Raw genomic sequence first — 15,648 nt, forward strand, 5'->3', positions numbered from 1 at the left:
TCTTAGAACTACTCAGATGTAATTCTGAGCTGCTCAGACCGGGTTTTTGCGGCTTCCACCGCACTCGCGACGGCTGCCCGCAACCCACCGCGCTCGAGTTCCCGCAGACCAGCGGCGGTAGTGCCCCCCGGAGAGGTCACCGAGGCCCGCAATTCAGCGGCACTGGTATCCAGGGGACCGACCGCGGAACCTGTTCCCGATTCGGCAATCCGATTGAGCAACATGGCCGCCGAGCCGGCCATCGTCCGGGCCGCCAGCTCGGTCGCCACGGCCCGTGGGAGGCCTGCCGCGACACCCGCGTCGACCACGGCTTCGACCATCAGGAAGAAGTACGCAGGGCCCGAACCGGACACCGCGGTGACCGCGTCCATCTGCTTCTCGGGCACGGTCAGCACCGCGCCGACGGCGGAGAAGATCTCCGCCACCTCGGCCAGCTGGGCCTCGTTCGCGAAACGGCCCCGCGACAGCGCGGTGATGCCCGCGCCGACCAACATCGGCGTATTGGGCATCACCCGCACCACCGGCGCACCGGCGGGCAGCTTGGCCTCGTAGAAGGACGTCGGGACGCCCGCGGCCACCGACACCACCACCTGCTCGACGCTGCTGCTGTCGGCGTCAGCGGCCGCGGCGGCCAGCGTCTCGACGACGCCCTCGACGGCGTCGGGCTTGACGGCCACGATCACATAGGCCGCGTTCTCCGCGGCATCGGCGACATCGGTGACCCGAACCGAGTACTTGTCGGCGAGCTGTGCGGCACGTGCCGGATAGGCCTCGGCGACCACCAGATCCTTGACCTGCCGCCCTGACTGCAACAGCCCCGCCAACAGGGCCTCTCCGATATTTCCGCCACCGATGATCGCAATTCTCGCCACGGGAGACAGCATGCCAGGACTGCGCAGGGTCAACGCAGCAGGTGCCGACGCGCGAATTCGAGCGACTCGACGAGCAGCGCCTCGCGCTCGGCGTTGTTGCGTGCCGCCGACGTGGTGACCTCCAGGATCACGTGCCCGGAGAATTCACTGGCGGCGAGCATCTGACAAATCTGTACCGTCGGCTGGCTGCCGCGCCCCGGCACCAGGTGTTCGTCGGTGGACGCACCGTTGCCATCGCACAGATGCAGGTGCACCAGACCGTTGCCCATGCGCCGCGCCATGTCGACGGCGTCGGTGCCGGCCGTGGCCGAATGCGACAGGTCCAGGGTGTAGTGGGCGTGATTGCCGTCCAGCGGGTCGTAGGACGGCGCGAACGCCGAGATCCCAGGGCCGGGGGTCCCGCCGCGCTTGCGCATCCGCTCGATGGACGGCTGGCCGGTGCCGAAGAATCGGTCGGTCCGGAAGGGGAACATGTTCTCGACCGCCACCAGCACGTCACTGGACGCCTCGAGCTCGGCGACCTGGTCGGCGAAACCCTCGGCGTAGCGGCGCTGCCAGCGGAACGGCGGGTGCACGACGACCGTCTGCGCACTCAGCTGCTCAGCAGCCCGCACACTGCGTTCCAGCTTCGGGATGGGGTTGGAGCCCCACACCCGCTGTGAGATCAGCAGACACGGCGCATGCACGCTGAGCACCGGCACGCCCCAGCGCTGCGACATGCGCTCGATGGCGTCGATGTCCTGACTGACGGGCTCAGCCCACACCATCAGCTCGACACCGTCATAGCCCAGGCGGGCGGCGTACTCGAACGCAGCCTCGGTCCGCAATGGATAGACCGACGCGGTGGACAGACCTACCTTGATGGCGGGACGCACAGGCCTCCGGTTCAGGCTGAGTAGAGCAGTGCCAGGGGGCCGAACGTAACCAGACCGCCGACCAGAATCGCGATCAGCGTACTGGCCAGATCATGATCCTTCCGGATCACCCGAATACCGGCGACCAAGCCGAGGATCACCAGCATCGACAGCATCAGCGCCACGATCTGGTTCCAGCGCCACAGCTGATCGAAGGCGAAGAACATGCCGGCGCCGAACGCGACGGCCAGCAGGCTCTGGCCGACCACCCAGGCGCCGCGCTTCAGCGCCGACCCGGACTCCTCGTGCTCCGCCTCGTCGTGGTCGACGTGCTCCGCCTCGTCGTGGTCGGCGACCACGTCCTCCCGGCGGGTGTCCTCGTCGGCGGCGAAGCCACCGAACAGGGCGTCATACCGCTCGCCGCGGCCGCCGCGCGACGTCTCGCGCACCGGTGCCGCATCGAGGGCCTCGGCGGCGGCAGCGGCCTCGACGGCGTCGGTGTCGTCGACGAGCGGGCGGGCGCCGCTGTCGAGCTTGGCGACGGGCTCGGCGCCTTTGAGCGCGAACAGATCGTCATCGATGTCCGCGCCGGCCGGCACGTCCTCGTCGACCGGATCGGGGACCATCTCTTCGGCCCCGCGGACCGGCTTGAACGACCAGCGGAAAGCCGGTTTGCGCGACGGTGCCACGAACTCCAGCGGGTCGGCATCGACGTCGCGGCGGCGTAGGTGGTCCTCGTAATCGGATTCCGCCTCGGTCGCCACGGGCGCGGGGGCGACGAGGTCGGTGTGCAGCATCTGCTCGTCGACGACGTAGTGGGCGGCGGTGTCGTCGGGCTCCATCTCGTCGGCCGCCGACGGCATCTCGTCCTCGACAGCCGCAACCGCGTCCTCAACCGGGGCCTCGGCCACCGGTTCGGGCTCGACAACCGGCTCGGGAGCGGTCTCGTCCGCGGCCTGAGCCGGCTCTCCCTGCAGTGTCTCCGGCCGGATGATCGGGATTTCGCCGGTCAGTTCGGCGACGGTCACCGCGTCGCTGTTCCCCCGCCGCCGGCGCCGGCGGCCACCGACCGGCGGCGCACCGATGGTGCCGTTCTTGGCCAGCAGCTCGGCGACCGAGATCGGTCGCGTCGCAGAGAAGTCGTCTGAATCTGTCATCGTGTCTCGCCTTTGGCGGGAGCTAAGCCCGCGAACGTTTCCACCAAGTCGGTTCCATCGGCTTCGCTGTCGAGTTTCCGCAGAATGACACCCTCCCGCAACGCCCACGGGCAGATGTCCACGGCGTCGAGCGACAGCGCTCGCATGGTCGCCTCGGCCACCAACGCACCGGCCACGATCTGTGGCGCGCGGTCGGCACTCACCCCTTCCAACTCGGCTCTGTCGGCCGTGGTCATCCTAGAGATGAAAGATATGAGCTGTCTGAGGCCAGCGGCGGTCAAGGTGCGCTTCACGCGCGGTCCCGCACCCGACGGCGCCGCACCGGTGAGCCGGGCCAGCGACCGGAACGTCTTCGAGGTCGCCACCGCCAGCTCCGGCGTGCCGGCTGCCAACACTTTCATCGCCGGGGCGGACAGCTCGTTGTCCAGCCAGTCCCGCAGCACCGCCACTCGCCGCCGTCCCGGCGGATCCTCCTGCAGCCATTCCCGCGTCAATCGGCCCGCACCCAGCGGCATCGACAGCGCGACGTCGGGTTCTTCGTCGATGCCGCCCGACAGTTCCAGCGACCCTCCACCGATGTCGAGGTTGATGATCCGGCCCGCGCTCCAGCCGTACCAGCGGCGCACCGCCAGGAACGTGAGCCGCGACTCGTCGACCCCGGAAAGAACCTGCAGCTGGACGCCGGTCTCGGCGCGCACCCGGGCCAGCACCGCCTCGGAGTTGGTGGCGTCCCGGACGGCAGATGTGGCGAACGCCATGAACTCCGCGCACCCCGAGCTGGTGGCGATCTTGGCGAACTCGTCGACGGTCGCGACCAGGCTGTCGGCGCCCTTCCGGGTCAGTTTGCCGGTGTCGTCGATGGCCTCGGCCAGGCGCAGCGAGGCCTTGGTCGAACTCATCGGAGTCGGATGCCCGCCGCGACGAGCGTCGACAACCAACAGATGAACGGTATTACTGCCCACGTCGAGGACGCCCAATCGCACGGAAACCACGGTAACGGGTCTACGGTTGCACGCTGTGACCGCATCGCAGATCAGTCCCGGTGAACCTTCCAAGCCCGGTTCCCACGAGGTCGGACTGGACTTCGCCCGCGAGTGGGTGGAGTTCTTCGACCCGGACAATCCGGAGCACCTGATCGCCGCGGATCTGACGTGGCTGCTGTCGAAATGGACCTGCGTCTTCGGGACGCCCGCGTGCCAGGGCACCGTCGAAGGACGGCCCGACGACGGCTGCTGCAGCCACGGCGCCTTCATGGCGGACGACGACGACGTCGCGCAGCTCGAGGAGTCGGTCAAGCTGCTGACCGACGAGGACTGGCAGTTCCGGGAGAAGGGCCTGGGCCGCAAGGGCTACCTCGAGATGGACGAGTACGACGACAAGCCCAACCTGCGGACCCGCAAGTACAAGGGTGCGTGCATCTTCCTGAACCGGCCGGGTTTCGCCGGTGGAATCGGCTGCGCACTGCACAGCAAGGCGCTCAAGCTCGGCGTCGAACCGCTGACCATGAAGCCCGAGGTCTGCTGGCAGCTGCCCATCCGCCGGACGCAGGACTGGGTGACGCGGCCCGACGGCACCGAGATCCTGCGGACCGTCGTCACCGAATACGACCGTCGCGGCTGGGGTGAGGGCGGCCACGACCTGGTCTGGTACTGCACAGGCGACCCGGCGGCGCACGTCGGCGCCAAGCCCGTGTGGCAGTCCTACGGACCCGAACTGACCGAGCTGCTGGGCGCGAAGGTGTACGCCGAGCTGGCTGCGCTGTGCAAGCGCCGGGCCGGGCTGGGGCTCATCGCCGTGCACCCGGCCACTCAGGCGGCCGACGCCACCGAGAAGTAACCGCGGGGGTACTAGCCCTCGAGCTTGTAGCCCAGCCCACGGACGGTGACGAGGTGCACCGGGTTGGCCGGGTCGGCCTCGATCTTGGAGCGCAGCCGCTTCACGTGGACGTCCAGGGTCTTGGTGTCACCGACATAGTCGGCGCCCCACACCCGGTCGATGAGCTGGCCACGGGTCAGCACGCGCCCGCTGTTGCGCATCAGGTACTCGAGCAGGTCGAATTCCTTCAGCGGCAGGGTGATGGCGTCGCCGTTGACCGACACGATGTGCCGCTCGACGTCCATGCGGACCGGCCCGGCCTCCAGCACGCCGTCCGCGCCGACGACGTCGTCGGATTCGCCGCCGCGGCGCAACACCGCCCGGATCCGGGCGATCAGCTCACGGGCCGAGTACGGCTTGGTGACGTAGTCGTCGGCGCCCAGTTCCAGGCCGACGACCTTGTCGATCTCGCTGTCCCGGGCGGTCACCATGATGACCGGGACGCCGGACCGCGAGCGCAGCTGCTTACACACGTCGGTGCCACTCATGCCGGGCAGCATCAGGTCCAGGAGCACGATGTCGGCCCCGGCCCGGTCGAACTCGGCCAGCGCCGACGGACCATCGGTCACGACGGTGGCCTCGAAACCTTCCTTGCGCAACAGGAATGCCAAGGGATCGGCCAGGGACTCCTCGTCCTCCACGATCAGCACACTGGTCATTGGTTCTGTCGCCCTCCTTGTGATGGCAATGAGTGGTCATCTCCCTCGTCGACATCTGCGTCGTCCGAATCGAGATAGGCCGGAATCGACAGCGTGAACGTCGATCCGGTGCCCGGCTGACTCCACAGCCGGATGGTTCCGTTGTGGTTGGCCGCCACGTGTTTGACGATGGCCAACCCCAGCCCGGTGCCGCCGGTGGCCCGGGACCGCGCCTTGTCGACGCGGAAGAATCGTTCGAAAACCCGCTCCTGGTCGGCTTTTTCGATGCCGATGCCGCGGTCGGTCACCGCGATCTCGATGTTGTCGCCGTACCGGCGCCGACTGACCGACACCTGAGAACCCTTGGGCGAGTAAGAGATTGCGTTGGACACCAGGTTCGCGAGCGCGGTCGCGAGCAGGGTCTCGCTGCCCAGCACCTGGTAGCCGCGGGGCGCATCGGTGGTGATCGCGATGTCGGCGTTGTCGGCAGCCACCTTGTGCCGGGAAACCACTTCGGCGACAACCGAATCCACGTCGACGACATCGAGATTCGGCAACGGCTCGGCGCCCTGCAGCCGGGACAGTTCGATCAGTTCACCGACCATGTTGGCCAGCCGGGTGGACTCGGTGACGATCTTCTCGGCGAACCGGTTGACCATCTCCTGGTCCTCGGACGACGCCAGCAGCGCCTCGGCCAGCAGCCCCATGGCGCCGACCGGCGTCTTGAGCTCGTGGCTGACGTTGGCGACGAAGTCGCGGCGACTGGCCTCCATCCGGGCCTGTTCGGACTGGTCGTTGACGTAGACCACCGCGAAACGGCCGTCCTCCTCGGTCAGCTGACGCGCCAGACCGCGCACCGCCAGTCGGGAACGGCCCGGGTTGGCTCGTTTGGCCGGGGACAGGTCGAACTCGACGTCTTCCCCGGTGGCCAGGGTCCGCTGCGCGGCCGCCCAGGCCCGGTCGTCGAGCAGCCGGTCACGCACCAGTCCCAGGTCTCTGGCCAGGCCGTTGGTATAGACGACGTCGCGGTAGGTGTCGACCACCGCCATGCCCAGCGGGGACATGGACACGATGTGGGCGAACATCTCGGACACCGTGAGGCCGGACTGCTCCGCGGTGCGGCGCTCGCGGCGCTCGATCAACCGCGGCGCCCACCGCAAACCGATCGCGATGCCCACAGCCAACGCAAGCAGCGCCGAGACGGCCACCAAAGGCAGCGCGGACGACAAGCTCACGCCGAAATCGTACGCATCAGGTGAACGTCATCCCAGCAACGAGCAGCCAGATCGGTATAAGTCACATGAACAAATCCAGGTGTTCGACCAGCGTTCACCGGAGTTCACCGATTGTTCTGACGCGGTCAGTTCTTTTTCGCACCCTGCGCGGCGACCGCGGCAGCACCAGCGGCGGCCGCCTCGGGGTCGAGGTACTCACCACCGGGCACGGTCGGCTTCAGATTTTCGTCCAGCTCGTACTTCAGCGGGATGCCCGTCGGGATGTTCAGGCCCGTGATCTCATCGTCGGACATGCCATCCAGGTACTTGACCAGGGCGCGCAGCGAGTTGCCATGCGCGGCGACCAGTACCGTCTTGCCGGCTTTGAGGTCGGCCGCGATGGTCTGCTCGAAGTAGGGCACGAGCCGTTTGACGACGTCGGCGAGGCATTCGGTCAGCGGCGCGTCGATGCCGGCGTACCGCACGTCGCCGTCCTGGCTGTAGGTGCTGCCCTTTTCGATGGGCGGCGGCGGGGTGTCGTAGCTGCGGCGCCACGACATGAACTGGTCCTGGCCGTACTTGGCCAGGGTCTCGGCCTTGTCGAGGCCCTGCAGCGCGCCGTAGTGGCGTTCGTTGAGGCGCCAGTCGCGCTGCACGGGAATCCAGTGCCGGTCGGCAGCGTCCAGCGCCAGGTTGGCGGTGGTGATCGCGCGGCGCAGCAGCGACGTGTACAGCACATCCGGCAGCACACCCTGCTCGACCAGCAGCTGTCCGCCGCGAACGGCTTCGGCCCGGCCCTTGTCGGTGAGATCGACGTCGACCCAACCGGTGAACAGATTCTTCTCGTTCCACTGGCTTTCGCCATGACGCAGCAGGATCAAGGTCGGCATGGCCTGCATCTTCTCACGTGCGGGTTTTTCGGGGGCGCCGCACCCGACACGCCCGGCCGGGACACGTCAGGCCCGAGCCGCCCTACTCAGGGCGCAGGTGCTCGAACGCCTGCAGGTTCTTCAGCGACTCCCCGCGGGAAAGCCGCCACTTCCACTCCTTCTCGATCGACGAGCGGAAGCCCAACTCCAGCAGCGTGTTGAAGTCGAAGTCGACGGCCTCGATCACCTGGCCCAGCAGCCGGTCGATCTCGTCGGCGGTCACCGCGTGCAACGACATCCGGCCCACCAGGTAGATGTCGCCGATGTTGTCCAGCGTGTACGCCATGCCGTACAGCCGCCGGTTGCGGCGCAACAGGTACTTGTAGACGCCCTCGAAGTTCTCGTCGGGCTTGCGGCAGACGAACGCCTCCAGGCGCACTCCGTGCTCACCGATGCTCAGCAGCGTGTTGGTGACCAGGCGGCGTTCACCCGGCAGCGCCACCACGATCCCCGGGCGCCCACCCACTCCCCCGTCGTGATGGGAGAACTCGAGTTCGTGCGTGCGCAGGGTCTCTTCGATCAGCTTTGTCACCGCGTCCGGCGTTGTCACGCGCGCACTCCCCGCCGCATCATGAACCGGCGGCTGCGGCGTGGCGCGGCGTCGCGTCGCGGCCGCCGCCCGTGGTAGTCGGCGATCGCCCGCGTGTAGCCGGCCAGCAGCGCGTCGACGGTATGCGCCCACGAGAATGTCGCGGCGTGCTGTAAAGCGCCCTCGCGCAACGACTCCGGACCCAGCTCCAGCGTTCGCCCGATGGCGTTGGCCCAGTCGCCGGGATCGTGGCCGGCGACCAGCACACCGCTCACGCCGTCGCGCACCGCGACGGGCAACCCACCGACCGCGGCGGCCACCACCGGCGTACCGCAGGCCTGCGCCTCGACCGCGACCAGGCCGAACGATTCCGAATAGCTCGGCACCGCAACCAGATCCGCGGCGCGGTAGACATTCACGAGTTGGTCGCGGGACTGCGGCGGCAGGAACGTCACCCGGTCGGTGATACCCAGTTCCGCGGCCAGGGAAACCAGGCCGTCGGGCACGGCCAGGCCACTGCCCGACGGGCCACCCGCGACGACGACGCGCACGTCGGGCAGCTTGGCGGCCGCACGCAACAGCACGTCGGGCGCCTTCAGCGGCTGGATGCGGCCCACGAAGGCCACCACCTGCTCGCTCTGCGAAAGTCCCAGTGCGGCACGGGCTTCTGCCTTGTCCCCAGGCGTGAAGGTCTCCAGGTCGACGCCCGGGTAGACCACGTCGATGCGGGCCGGGTCCGCATGGTGCAGCGAAACCAGTTGCTGCGCTTCGTCTTCGGTGTTGACGATGAGCCGGTCGGCGGCGTCGACCACCTGCTGCTCACCGACCGCGCGCAGCGCGGGCTCCGGGGTGTCACCTTCGGCCAGCGAGAGGTTCTTCACGGCGGCCAGCGTGTGCGCGGTGTGCACCAATGGCACCGCCCAGCGATCCGATGCCAGCCAGCCCACCTGGCCGGAAAGCCAGTAGTGCGAATGCACGATGTCGAAGTACCCCGGCTCATGGTTGGCCTCGACGCGCAGGACGCCCGCGGTGAACGCACACAGCTGCGTCGGCAGGTCGTACTTGTCCAGCCCCTCGAACGGACCGGCGACCACGTTGCGCACCAGCACACCGGGTGCCACCAGCACCACCGGGGCATCGGTCGACGACGTGGCCCGGGTGAAGATTTCCACCTCGACCCCGCGGCGGGCCAGCTCGAGGGCACTCTGCAGGACGTAGACGTTCATACCGCCGGCATCGCCGGTGCCCGGTTGAGCCAGCGGCGAGGTATGGACCGACAGGACGGCGACACGCACGCCCTCCATCCTTACACCGCCGCGTCGGCCGCTATCCGTCCGGGCGTCCGAGCTGCGCATTTTGCGAACGCTCGACGCCCGCGAGCGCCCCCAAATGGCACAGAATTTGCGGCGTGTCGCGCGCAGACACGCACGCTCGCGGAAGGAACTAGGCGGCGCGTAGCGCGCGGCGCATGGCGCCGATCGGGTCGGCGTACAGCCCGCCGAGGGACACCACGCCGGCCCCGGCTTCCTGCACGCGGTTGCCGAACATCGTCACCCGGATATCCCGGACACCGAGGACGGTGCGCTCCGCGAAAGCCTGCTCGACCAGCGGCAGGCCCTCGGGGTACTCGGAGAAGGCCTGACCGCCGACCACCAGGTCATCGGGGTTCAGCAGGTCACGCAGCAGCGCCACCGCACCACCGAGCACGCGGGCCCGTTCGGCCAGCAGCTCGACGGCCGCGGCATTGCCGGACCGCGCGGCACGCAGCACCGCGGCAATGGTCGACGACGGCCCGTCCGCCGGCACGATCCGCTGCTTACGGGCGGCGGCCAGCACGGCCTCGTCGCTGACGGTGGTCTCGAGCCGGCCGGTGCCGCCGAGCAGCTCCGAGTGCGCCGGCAATCCCGAGATGGTGCCCGGGCCGCTGGCCGGCGAGTGCACCTTGCCGCCGATCGACAACGCATAGCCGACGGTCTCGCGGGCGTACACGTAGAGGCTGGTCGCCGAAACCGTGGCGGGCTCGGCTCCGACCACGGCGCGCCGCGCGCCCAGCAACAGTTCGGCTCCCGCCATCGCATCGACGTGCGACGCCAGTGACACCGGCAGCCCCAGTGTCTGCGCCAGCACCGGCCCGACGGGCGCGTCCACCCAGCCCAGGCGCGGGTGGTCGACGTGACCGGTGGCGCTGTCCACCACACCGCCGGCGGCGACACCGACCCACAGCGGGCGGCGCCGGTGCCAGCGACTCAGGTAGCGCTGTGCACTCGCGGCCAGCGAGGCCAGCGCGGCGTGCTGGTCGCCGCGCGGCGTGGGCGTCTCCACCACGTCGAGGGTGCGGCCGAACAGGTCGGTGGCCACGATCGCGGTGGTGCGGGCGCCGATGTGCAGGCCGAGCGTGAGGAACGGCTCGTGGTTCACCTCGACGGGAATGCGCGGACGGCCGATGGCGCCGGCCACGGCCAGATCAGCCCGCTCACGGAGCATCCCCGCATCCAGCAAAGCCGTGACCTGGCGGTTCACCGTGGCGATGCTCAGGCCGGTGGCCTGCGCGATCACGTCCCGGGCGATGGGGCCGCGCAACCGGGCCGCACTGAAGACCGAGCCGGCGGCGGCGTCGGCGACCCGCAGCGACGGCGCGACGATGTGATGCCGAGCCAAGAGCGTGCGCTTGGCGTGGGCATTGGAGTGCACAGCAGGACGGACGCCGGAACGAGCGGCGACGGCGGAAACGGAAGCAGTCATGTGAGAGTCCTAGGGAAAGAAGTCGGGCTGGTGGGTCCTGAGGCCACACCTGCCGACAGCTAGGACGAAGAGATCCGTGTCGTGAGTCAGGCGCAGCGCGAAGCGCGACAACAACAACACGAACGCCGCACAGCGACGCCGGATGCCTGACTGATGATCACGAGAGGAATTTAGCACGCCCACTAAGGTCGGTCACATGTCTGCAGATGTTCGTCCCGTCCGCGTCGCGGTAGTGACCGGCGCCAGTTCCGGAATCGGCGCCGCTACCGCGAAAACCCTTGCCGCCCTTGGCTTTCACGTCGTCTGCGCGGCCCGTCGCGCGGATCGGATCACCGCGCTCGCAGCCGAGATCGGCGGCACCGCCGTTGTGACCGACGTCACCGACCAGGCATCGGTGGACGCACTTGCGGCCCAGGTCAACGATCTGGGCCCGGTGCACATCCTGGTCAACAACGCCGGTGGCGCCAAGGGCCTGGCCCCGGTCGCCGAGGCCAACCTCGAGCACTGGGACTGGATGTGGCAGACCAACGTGATGGGCACCCTGCGGGTCACGCGCGCGCTGCTGCCCGCGCTGATCGCGTCCGGCGACGGACTGGTCGTCACCGTCACGTCCATCGCGGCGCTGGAGACCTACGACAACGGCGCCGGATACATCGCGGCCAAGCACGGCCAGGGCGCGCTGCACCGCACCCTGCGTGGCGAATTGTTGGGAAAGCCGGTGCGGCTCACCGAGATTGCGCCCGGCGCCGTCGAGACCGAGTTCTCGCTGGTGCGGTTCGACGGTGATGAGGCGCGCGCCGACGCCGTGTACGAGGGCATCACGCCGCTGGTCGCCGAGGACGTCGCCGAGGTGATCGGTTTCGTCGCGTCACGGCCGCCGCACGTCGACCTGGACCAGATCGTCATGCGGCCGCGCGACCAGGCGCCCTACAGCCGGTTCAACCGGCAGCCGAAGTAGTCGTCGGGGCCGACGACGTTGTCGTGGTCGGCGTGGACGTCGACGACGAGGTGGTGGTCGTGGTTGACGTTGACGTCGAAGTCGGGGTCGACGACGAGGTGGCCGGCCCCTGCGGCGGCGGTGTCGTCGTGGTGGTCGGGGTACCCGAGTACGTCGGCGCATCCGTCGGAGTGGCCGGCGCGCTCTGCGGGATCGACGTCTCCGCTGGTGCGGCATTGGCCGGCGGAAGCGCCGACATCGACACCCAGGTGGCCCAGTCCACCGCCCAGTCCCAGATGTCGCCGTCGGCGTAGGACAACTGGATCGATGTGCCGGTCACCTCGACGGGGTCGCCGTAGAGGGCGGTCTGGAAGTACTGCTGGGCATTGTCGGTCGACAGGTTGATGCAGCCGTTGGTGACGTTCGTGTTGCCCTGTGCGCCCGAGCTGGCCGGGTTGGCGTGGATGAACTCACCATTGTTGGAGATCCGCACCGCCCAGCGTTCATGGACGTGGTCGTATCCGGCGGCCGGGTTGGACATCCAGAAGTCCGCGTACTTCTCGCTGACCACGTGGACGCCGCTGCGCGTGATGTTGCGGGGTTTGTCGGCTTCGCCATAACTACAGGGGAAGTCGAACAGCACGCCAGAATCGGTGATCACCTGGATGCGGTGACTGGTCGCGTCGGCCTTGACCACCTGACGGCGGCCGATCGAGATGTCCAGCGTCGAGTCCTGCGCGCCATAGGCGCCGTCGCCGAACGGCACGCCGTACAACTTCGCCGTGACGCTGACCTTCGCGCCTGCCGGGTAGTACTCGCGGGGACGCCAGTGCATGCGCGACCCTTCGCGCTCGTCGGGCAGCCAGGCCCAACTGCCCTCGACCGGCGGCTCGGTGACGACCTTGACGTTGCGCTCGACCGAGGCCTTGTCGCTGATCGAGGCGTCGAACTGCAGGATGATCGGCGCCGCCACCCCGACGGTCTGCCCGTCGGCGAGCTGGAACTGGCCGTTGACCTGCTTGGTCGGGTTCACGGTGGTGAACGTTGCGGCCACCGGCACGGCTTTGCCGTCACGGCCGACGACCGAGCCCGCGAAGGTGTACGTCGCACCGAAGCCGAGCGGCTCGGCGGCGTTGAACGACGTCCGGTCCTTGTTGAACACCGCGGCGACGACCTTGCCGTCGGCGTTGGTCAGCGTCAGCTTCTGGAACCAGCCGTCGGTGACGTCGACCCCGACGCTGCTGGTCGGCACGACGTCGGTGGCGCCGTTGGCGGGCCGGTAGGTGATGACGGGCGCCGCGGTCTCCTTGGCGGGGGCCGAGGAAGATGAAGTGCCCGACTTGTCGGAACACGCGGCAAGCACGCCGGAAGTGCCGACGGCAATCGCCGTCAGCATCTGTCGCCGGTTCACACTCACAGGCTTGAATTTACCTACAGCGAACAGCCGACTAAGCACGGTTCCGGTGTGAGATCTATCCCGAAAGCGGCCTTGACGCCGTCCCGAACCGTCCTGGCCAGCGCTAATACGTCCGCGCTGCCAGCAAAGCCCCGGTTCGTCAGGGCCAGCGCGTGCTTGGTGGAAAGCCGGGCCGCAGCGCCGTCACCCGGGTAGCCCTTGCCGAAACCGGCCTGTTCCACCAGCCAGCCGGCGGCCAACTTGACCCCATTCGGGGCCGAGTAATTGGGCACCGGCCCGTCCGCGGCGTCCCTGATGCGTTCGAAGACTTCCTGCGGAACCACGGGATTGGTGAAGAACGACCCGGCGCTCCACGTGTCGTGGTCGGACGCGTCGGTGTCGTCGAGGATGACCATGCCCTTGCCGCGGCGCAGTGCCAGCACCGCCTCGCGAACCGCGAGCGCATCGACGCGCGTGCCCGCCTCGGCGCCGAGGCGGGCGGCGAGTTCGCCGTACCGCAGCGGCGCACTGAGGCCGTCAGGGTTCAGCGTGAACTCCACCTCCAGCACGACGGCGTGATCGGAGTTCTTCAGCACGCTGTGCCGGTAGCCGAAGTCCAGGGTTTCGGGGCTGACCCAGCTGTCCTGGCCGGTCACGCGGTCGAGCAGCCGGACGCGGCTGATGGTGTCGGCCACCTCGGCCCCGTAGGCGCCGACGTTCTGCACCGGTGTCGCGCCGGCCGAGCCGGGAATCCCGGACAGGCACTCGAGGCCGCCGAGCCCGTGGGCCAGCGAGGCCACGACCACGTCGTCCCACAGCGCGCCGGCCTCGGCGCGCACCACATTGCCCTCGACGGTGATCTCGGTGTTCGCCAGCAGCACAACGGTCAAATCGACCATGTCATCCGCGACCAGCACATTCGAACCGCCGGCCAGCACCAGCAGCGGCCCTGGGTGATCTCGCAGCGCACTCAGCGCCCCGACCACCTTGGCAGTGGTATCGCAGGTGATCAGACGGGCTGCCACCGGTCCGACGCGGAACGAGGTCAAGGGTGCCAACGGCACGTCATAGTCGACCGCCGCGCCCCCGATATCCGAACTGACCACGGCCGCTAACGGTAGCGTGACCGACTATGGCCCGCTCTTTCGACGTGGTTGCCGAATACCTCGGCACCGTGGCGCAGGTGCACCGCGCTTTCTGCAGCAAGGACTACTGGCTGGACCGGCTGGCCGAGGCTCGCGCCGACGAATCCACCCTCGACTCGTTCGCCGACGACGGCCGAGGCGGAACGGACGTCACCACCACCCAGACCGTGCGTGCTGCCGGCCTGCCCGCCGTCGTCACCCAGTTCCACCTCGGTGACCTCAGCCTCGTGCGGGAAGAGCATTGGGGTCCGCTGACCGACGGACGCGCGGTCGGGACGGTCCGCAGCCGGGTCCCCGGCGCACCGGCCACCATCACGGGCACCGGTGTCCTGACTCCCACGAACAGCGGTGCGCGTCTCGACTTCTCGGCTCTCGTCGAGGTGCGCATCCCGCTGATCGGCGGCAAGCTCGAGGCGATGCTGGGCCAGCAACTCCGATATCTGATCGAGCTGGAGCAGAAATTCACCACCGCCTGGATCGCCGCCCGCTGGTGAACCGCCCATAAACTCGGGCCATGAATTCGCCCGTCGGCCAGCCACGGGGCACACTTGTCGGCCAACCACGGGGTCCAATTGTCGGCCAGCCGACGCGCGGCACCACGGGATACAACCGCCTGCGCCGCAGCGACCGCTGGCTGGTGCACTCGCCGCGGGTCCGGTCCGTGCTGCGCACCGCGGCCGAGCCCTTGGTCGTCGACCTCGGTTACGGCGCACTACCCGTGACCACCGTGGAACTGGCCTCGCGGCTGCGCACGGTCCGCGCCGATGTTCGGGTGGTCGGCCTGGAGATTCACCCCGAACGCGTACGACTGGCCCGTGAATTGGCCGGCGACATCGTGGAATTCGGCCTCGGCGGCTTCGAATTGGCCGGGCACACACCGGTTTTGGTCCGCGCGTTCAACGTGCTGCGGCAGTATGACGTCGCCGAGGTGCCCGCTGCGTGGGCGCAGATGACGGGGCGGCTGGCACCGGGCGGGCTGCTGGTCGACGGCACCTGCGACGAGTTGGGTCGACGCTGCTGCTGGGTGCTGCTCGATGCCGACGGGCCGGTGAGCCTGACCTTGTCGTGCGACCCGTTCGCGATCGATCGCCCGTCCGACCTGGCTGAGCGACTGCCGAAAGTGCTTATCCACCACAATGTTCCGGGTCAGCCGATCCACCGGCTGTTGCAGGCCGCGGACCGGGCCTGGGCCACCACGGCCGGGCACGGGGTGTTCGGGCCTCGCGTCCGGTGGCGCGCCATGCTCGACCTTCTGGTCGATGAGGGTTATCCGCTGGAGCCGCCGCGGCGCCGATTGCGCGATGGCGTGCTGACCGTGCCGTGGGCTGCCGTCGCGCCCACGCACTGACGACACAGCGAA

Annotated in this window: 15 protein-coding genes and 1 pseudogene; 4 read left to right on the forward strand and 12 right to left on the reverse strand. The window is 68.7% G+C overall.

Translation table 11 applies throughout. The features are described from left to right. Window positions 1-8 precede the first annotated feature (8 nt). From proC to G6N59_RS11995, 4 genes are read right to left on the reverse strand one after another with little or no spacing between them, the layout of a single operon-like run. Window positions 9-872, reverse strand: a complete 864-nt coding sequence (gene proC, locus G6N59_RS11980; protein ID WP_179970302.1) for a pyrroline-5-carboxylate reductase — start codon at window positions 870-872, stop codon at window positions 9-11. A gap of 29 nt (window positions 873-901) precedes the next feature. Next, window positions 902-1,747, reverse strand: a complete 846-nt coding sequence (locus G6N59_RS11985) for a sugar phosphate isomerase/epimerase family protein (protein WP_138232468.1) — start codon at window positions 1,745-1,747, stop codon at window positions 902-904. 11 nt (window positions 1,748-1,758) lie between these two features. Further along, window positions 1,759-2,883, reverse strand: a complete 1,125-nt coding sequence (locus G6N59_RS11990) for an Rv0497 family membrane protein (protein ID WP_163911260.1) — start codon at window positions 2,881-2,883, stop codon at window positions 1,759-1,761. Beyond that, window positions 2,880-3,866: a Ppx/GppA family phosphatase gene (locus G6N59_RS11995; RefSeq protein ID WP_138232469.1), complete on the reverse strand. Its 987-nt coding sequence runs from the start codon at window positions 3,864-3,866 to the stop codon at window positions 2,880-2,882. Before G6N59_RS11995 ends, G6N59_RS11990 begins: the two co-directional genes overlap by 4 nt. A 25-nt stretch (window positions 3,867-3,891) precedes the next feature. On the opposite strand from G6N59_RS11995, the gene G6N59_RS12000 reads away from it, so the two are divergent. Continuing rightward, entirely contained in the window at window positions 3,892-4,719 is an 828-nt protein-coding gene (locus tag G6N59_RS12000) for a DUF3109 family protein (protein ID WP_407665851.1), read from the forward strand. Window positions 4,720-4,730: 11 nt separating this feature from the next. Here G6N59_RS12000 and regX read toward each other — a convergent pair whose 3' ends face one another. From regX to G6N59_RS12030, 6 genes are all read right to left on the reverse strand, one after another. Beyond that, complete coding sequence (gene regX, locus G6N59_RS12005; RefSeq protein WP_043401347.1) at window positions 4,731-5,417, reverse strand: two-component sensory transduction protein RegX; 687 nt, start codon at window positions 5,415-5,417, stop codon at window positions 4,731-4,733. Beyond that, window positions 5,414-6,631: a sensor histidine kinase gene (locus tag G6N59_RS12010; RefSeq protein ID WP_138232470.1), complete on the reverse strand. Its 1,218-nt coding sequence runs from the start codon at window positions 6,629-6,631 to the stop codon at window positions 5,414-5,416. Before G6N59_RS12010 ends, regX begins: the two co-directional genes overlap by 4 nt. A gap of 125 nt (window positions 6,632-6,756) precedes the next feature. Beyond that, a complete protein-coding gene (locus G6N59_RS12015) occupies window positions 6,757-7,500 on the reverse strand; it encodes a phosphoglyceromutase (protein ID WP_138232471.1) in 744 nt (247 codons plus the stop codon). 82 nt (window positions 7,501-7,582) lie between these two features. Next, on the reverse strand, window positions 7,583-8,089 hold the full coding sequence (locus G6N59_RS12020) for a type III secretion system chaperone family protein (RefSeq protein WP_163911263.1): 507 nt from the start codon (window positions 8,087-8,089) through the stop codon (window positions 7,583-7,585). Further along, a complete protein-coding gene (mshA, locus tag G6N59_RS12025) occupies window positions 8,086-9,372 on the reverse strand; it encodes a D-inositol-3-phosphate glycosyltransferase (RefSeq protein ID WP_138232472.1) in 1,287 nt (428 codons plus the stop codon). The genes G6N59_RS12020 and mshA overlap by 4 nt, the downstream gene beginning before the upstream one ends. Window positions 9,373-9,511: 139 nt before the next feature. After that, window positions 9,512-10,810, reverse strand: a complete 1,299-nt coding sequence (locus tag G6N59_RS12030) for an ROK family transcriptional regulator (protein ID WP_138232473.1) — start codon at window positions 10,808-10,810, stop codon at window positions 9,512-9,514. A 196-nt stretch (window positions 10,811-11,006) separates the two neighbouring features. Between G6N59_RS12030 and G6N59_RS12035 the strand changes: the two genes are divergently transcribed. After that, the gene (locus G6N59_RS12035) at window positions 11,007-11,768 is read left to right on the forward strand and encodes an SDR family oxidoreductase (RefSeq protein WP_138232474.1); all 762 of its coding nucleotides are present in this window, start codon (window positions 11,007-11,009) and stop codon (window positions 11,766-11,768) included. 88 nt (window positions 11,769-11,856) lie between these two features. Here G6N59_RS12035 and G6N59_RS12040 read toward each other — a convergent pair. Continuing rightward, a pseudogene (locus tag G6N59_RS12040) lies at window positions 11,857-13,143 on the reverse strand (L,D-transpeptidase); the annotation flags it as partial. A gap of 35 nt (window positions 13,144-13,178) precedes the next feature. Further along, on the reverse strand, window positions 13,179-14,249 hold the full coding sequence (locus tag G6N59_RS12045; protein ID WP_138232475.1) for a UDP-N-acetylmuramate dehydrogenase: 1,071 nt from the start codon (window positions 14,247-14,249) through the stop codon (window positions 13,179-13,181). A gap of 26 nt (window positions 14,250-14,275) precedes the next feature. On the opposite strand from G6N59_RS12045, the gene G6N59_RS12050 reads away from it, so the two are divergent. Further along, entirely contained in the window at window positions 14,276-14,782 is a 507-nt protein-coding gene (locus G6N59_RS12050; protein WP_138232476.1) for a DUF2505 domain-containing protein, read from the forward strand. Window positions 14,783-14,802: 20 nt separating this feature from the next. Continuing rightward, on the forward strand, window positions 14,803-15,636 hold the full coding sequence (locus tag G6N59_RS12055; protein WP_138232477.1) for a class I SAM-dependent methyltransferase: 834 nt from the start codon (window positions 14,803-14,805) through the stop codon (window positions 15,634-15,636). Window positions 15,637-15,648: the final 12 nt, after the last annotated feature.

It is taken from the genome of Mycolicibacterium aubagnense (assembly GCF_010730955.1).
GTDB classification, from domain to species: domain Bacteria; phylum Actinomycetota; class Actinomycetes; order Mycobacteriales; family Mycobacteriaceae; genus Mycobacterium; species Mycobacterium aubagnense.

Excerpts from the sequence above, each read along its gene's own strand:
- G6N59_RS11990 (WP_163911260.1), bottom strand. The coding sequence starts at position 2,883 with ATGACAGATTCAGACGACTTCTCTGCGACGCGACCGATCTCGGTCGCC.
- regX (WP_043401347.1), bottom strand. The coding sequence starts at position 5,417 with ATGACCAGTGTGCTGATCGTGGAGGACGAGGAGTCCCTGGCCGATCCC.
- G6N59_RS12015 (WP_138232471.1), bottom strand. The coding sequence starts at position 7,500 with ATGCCGACCTTGATCCTGCTGCGTCATGGCGAAAGCCAGTGGAACGAG.
- mshA (WP_138232472.1), bottom strand. The coding sequence starts at position 9,372 with ATGGAGGGCGTGCGTGTCGCCGTCCTGTCGGTCCATACCTCGCCGCTG.
- G6N59_RS12030 (WP_138232473.1), bottom strand. The coding sequence starts at position 10,810 with ATGACTGCTTCCGTTTCCGCCGTCGCCGCTCGTTCCGGCGTCCGTCCT.
- G6N59_RS12035 (WP_138232474.1), top strand. The coding sequence starts at position 11,007 with ATGTCTGCAGATGTTCGTCCCGTCCGCGTCGCGGTAGTGACCGGCGCC.
- G6N59_RS12050 (WP_138232476.1), top strand. The coding sequence starts at position 14,276 with ATGGCCCGCTCTTTCGACGTGGTTGCCGAATACCTCGGCACCGTGGCG.
- G6N59_RS12055 (WP_138232477.1), top strand. The coding sequence starts at position 14,803 with ATGAATTCGCCCGTCGGCCAGCCACGGGGCACACTTGTCGGCCAACCA.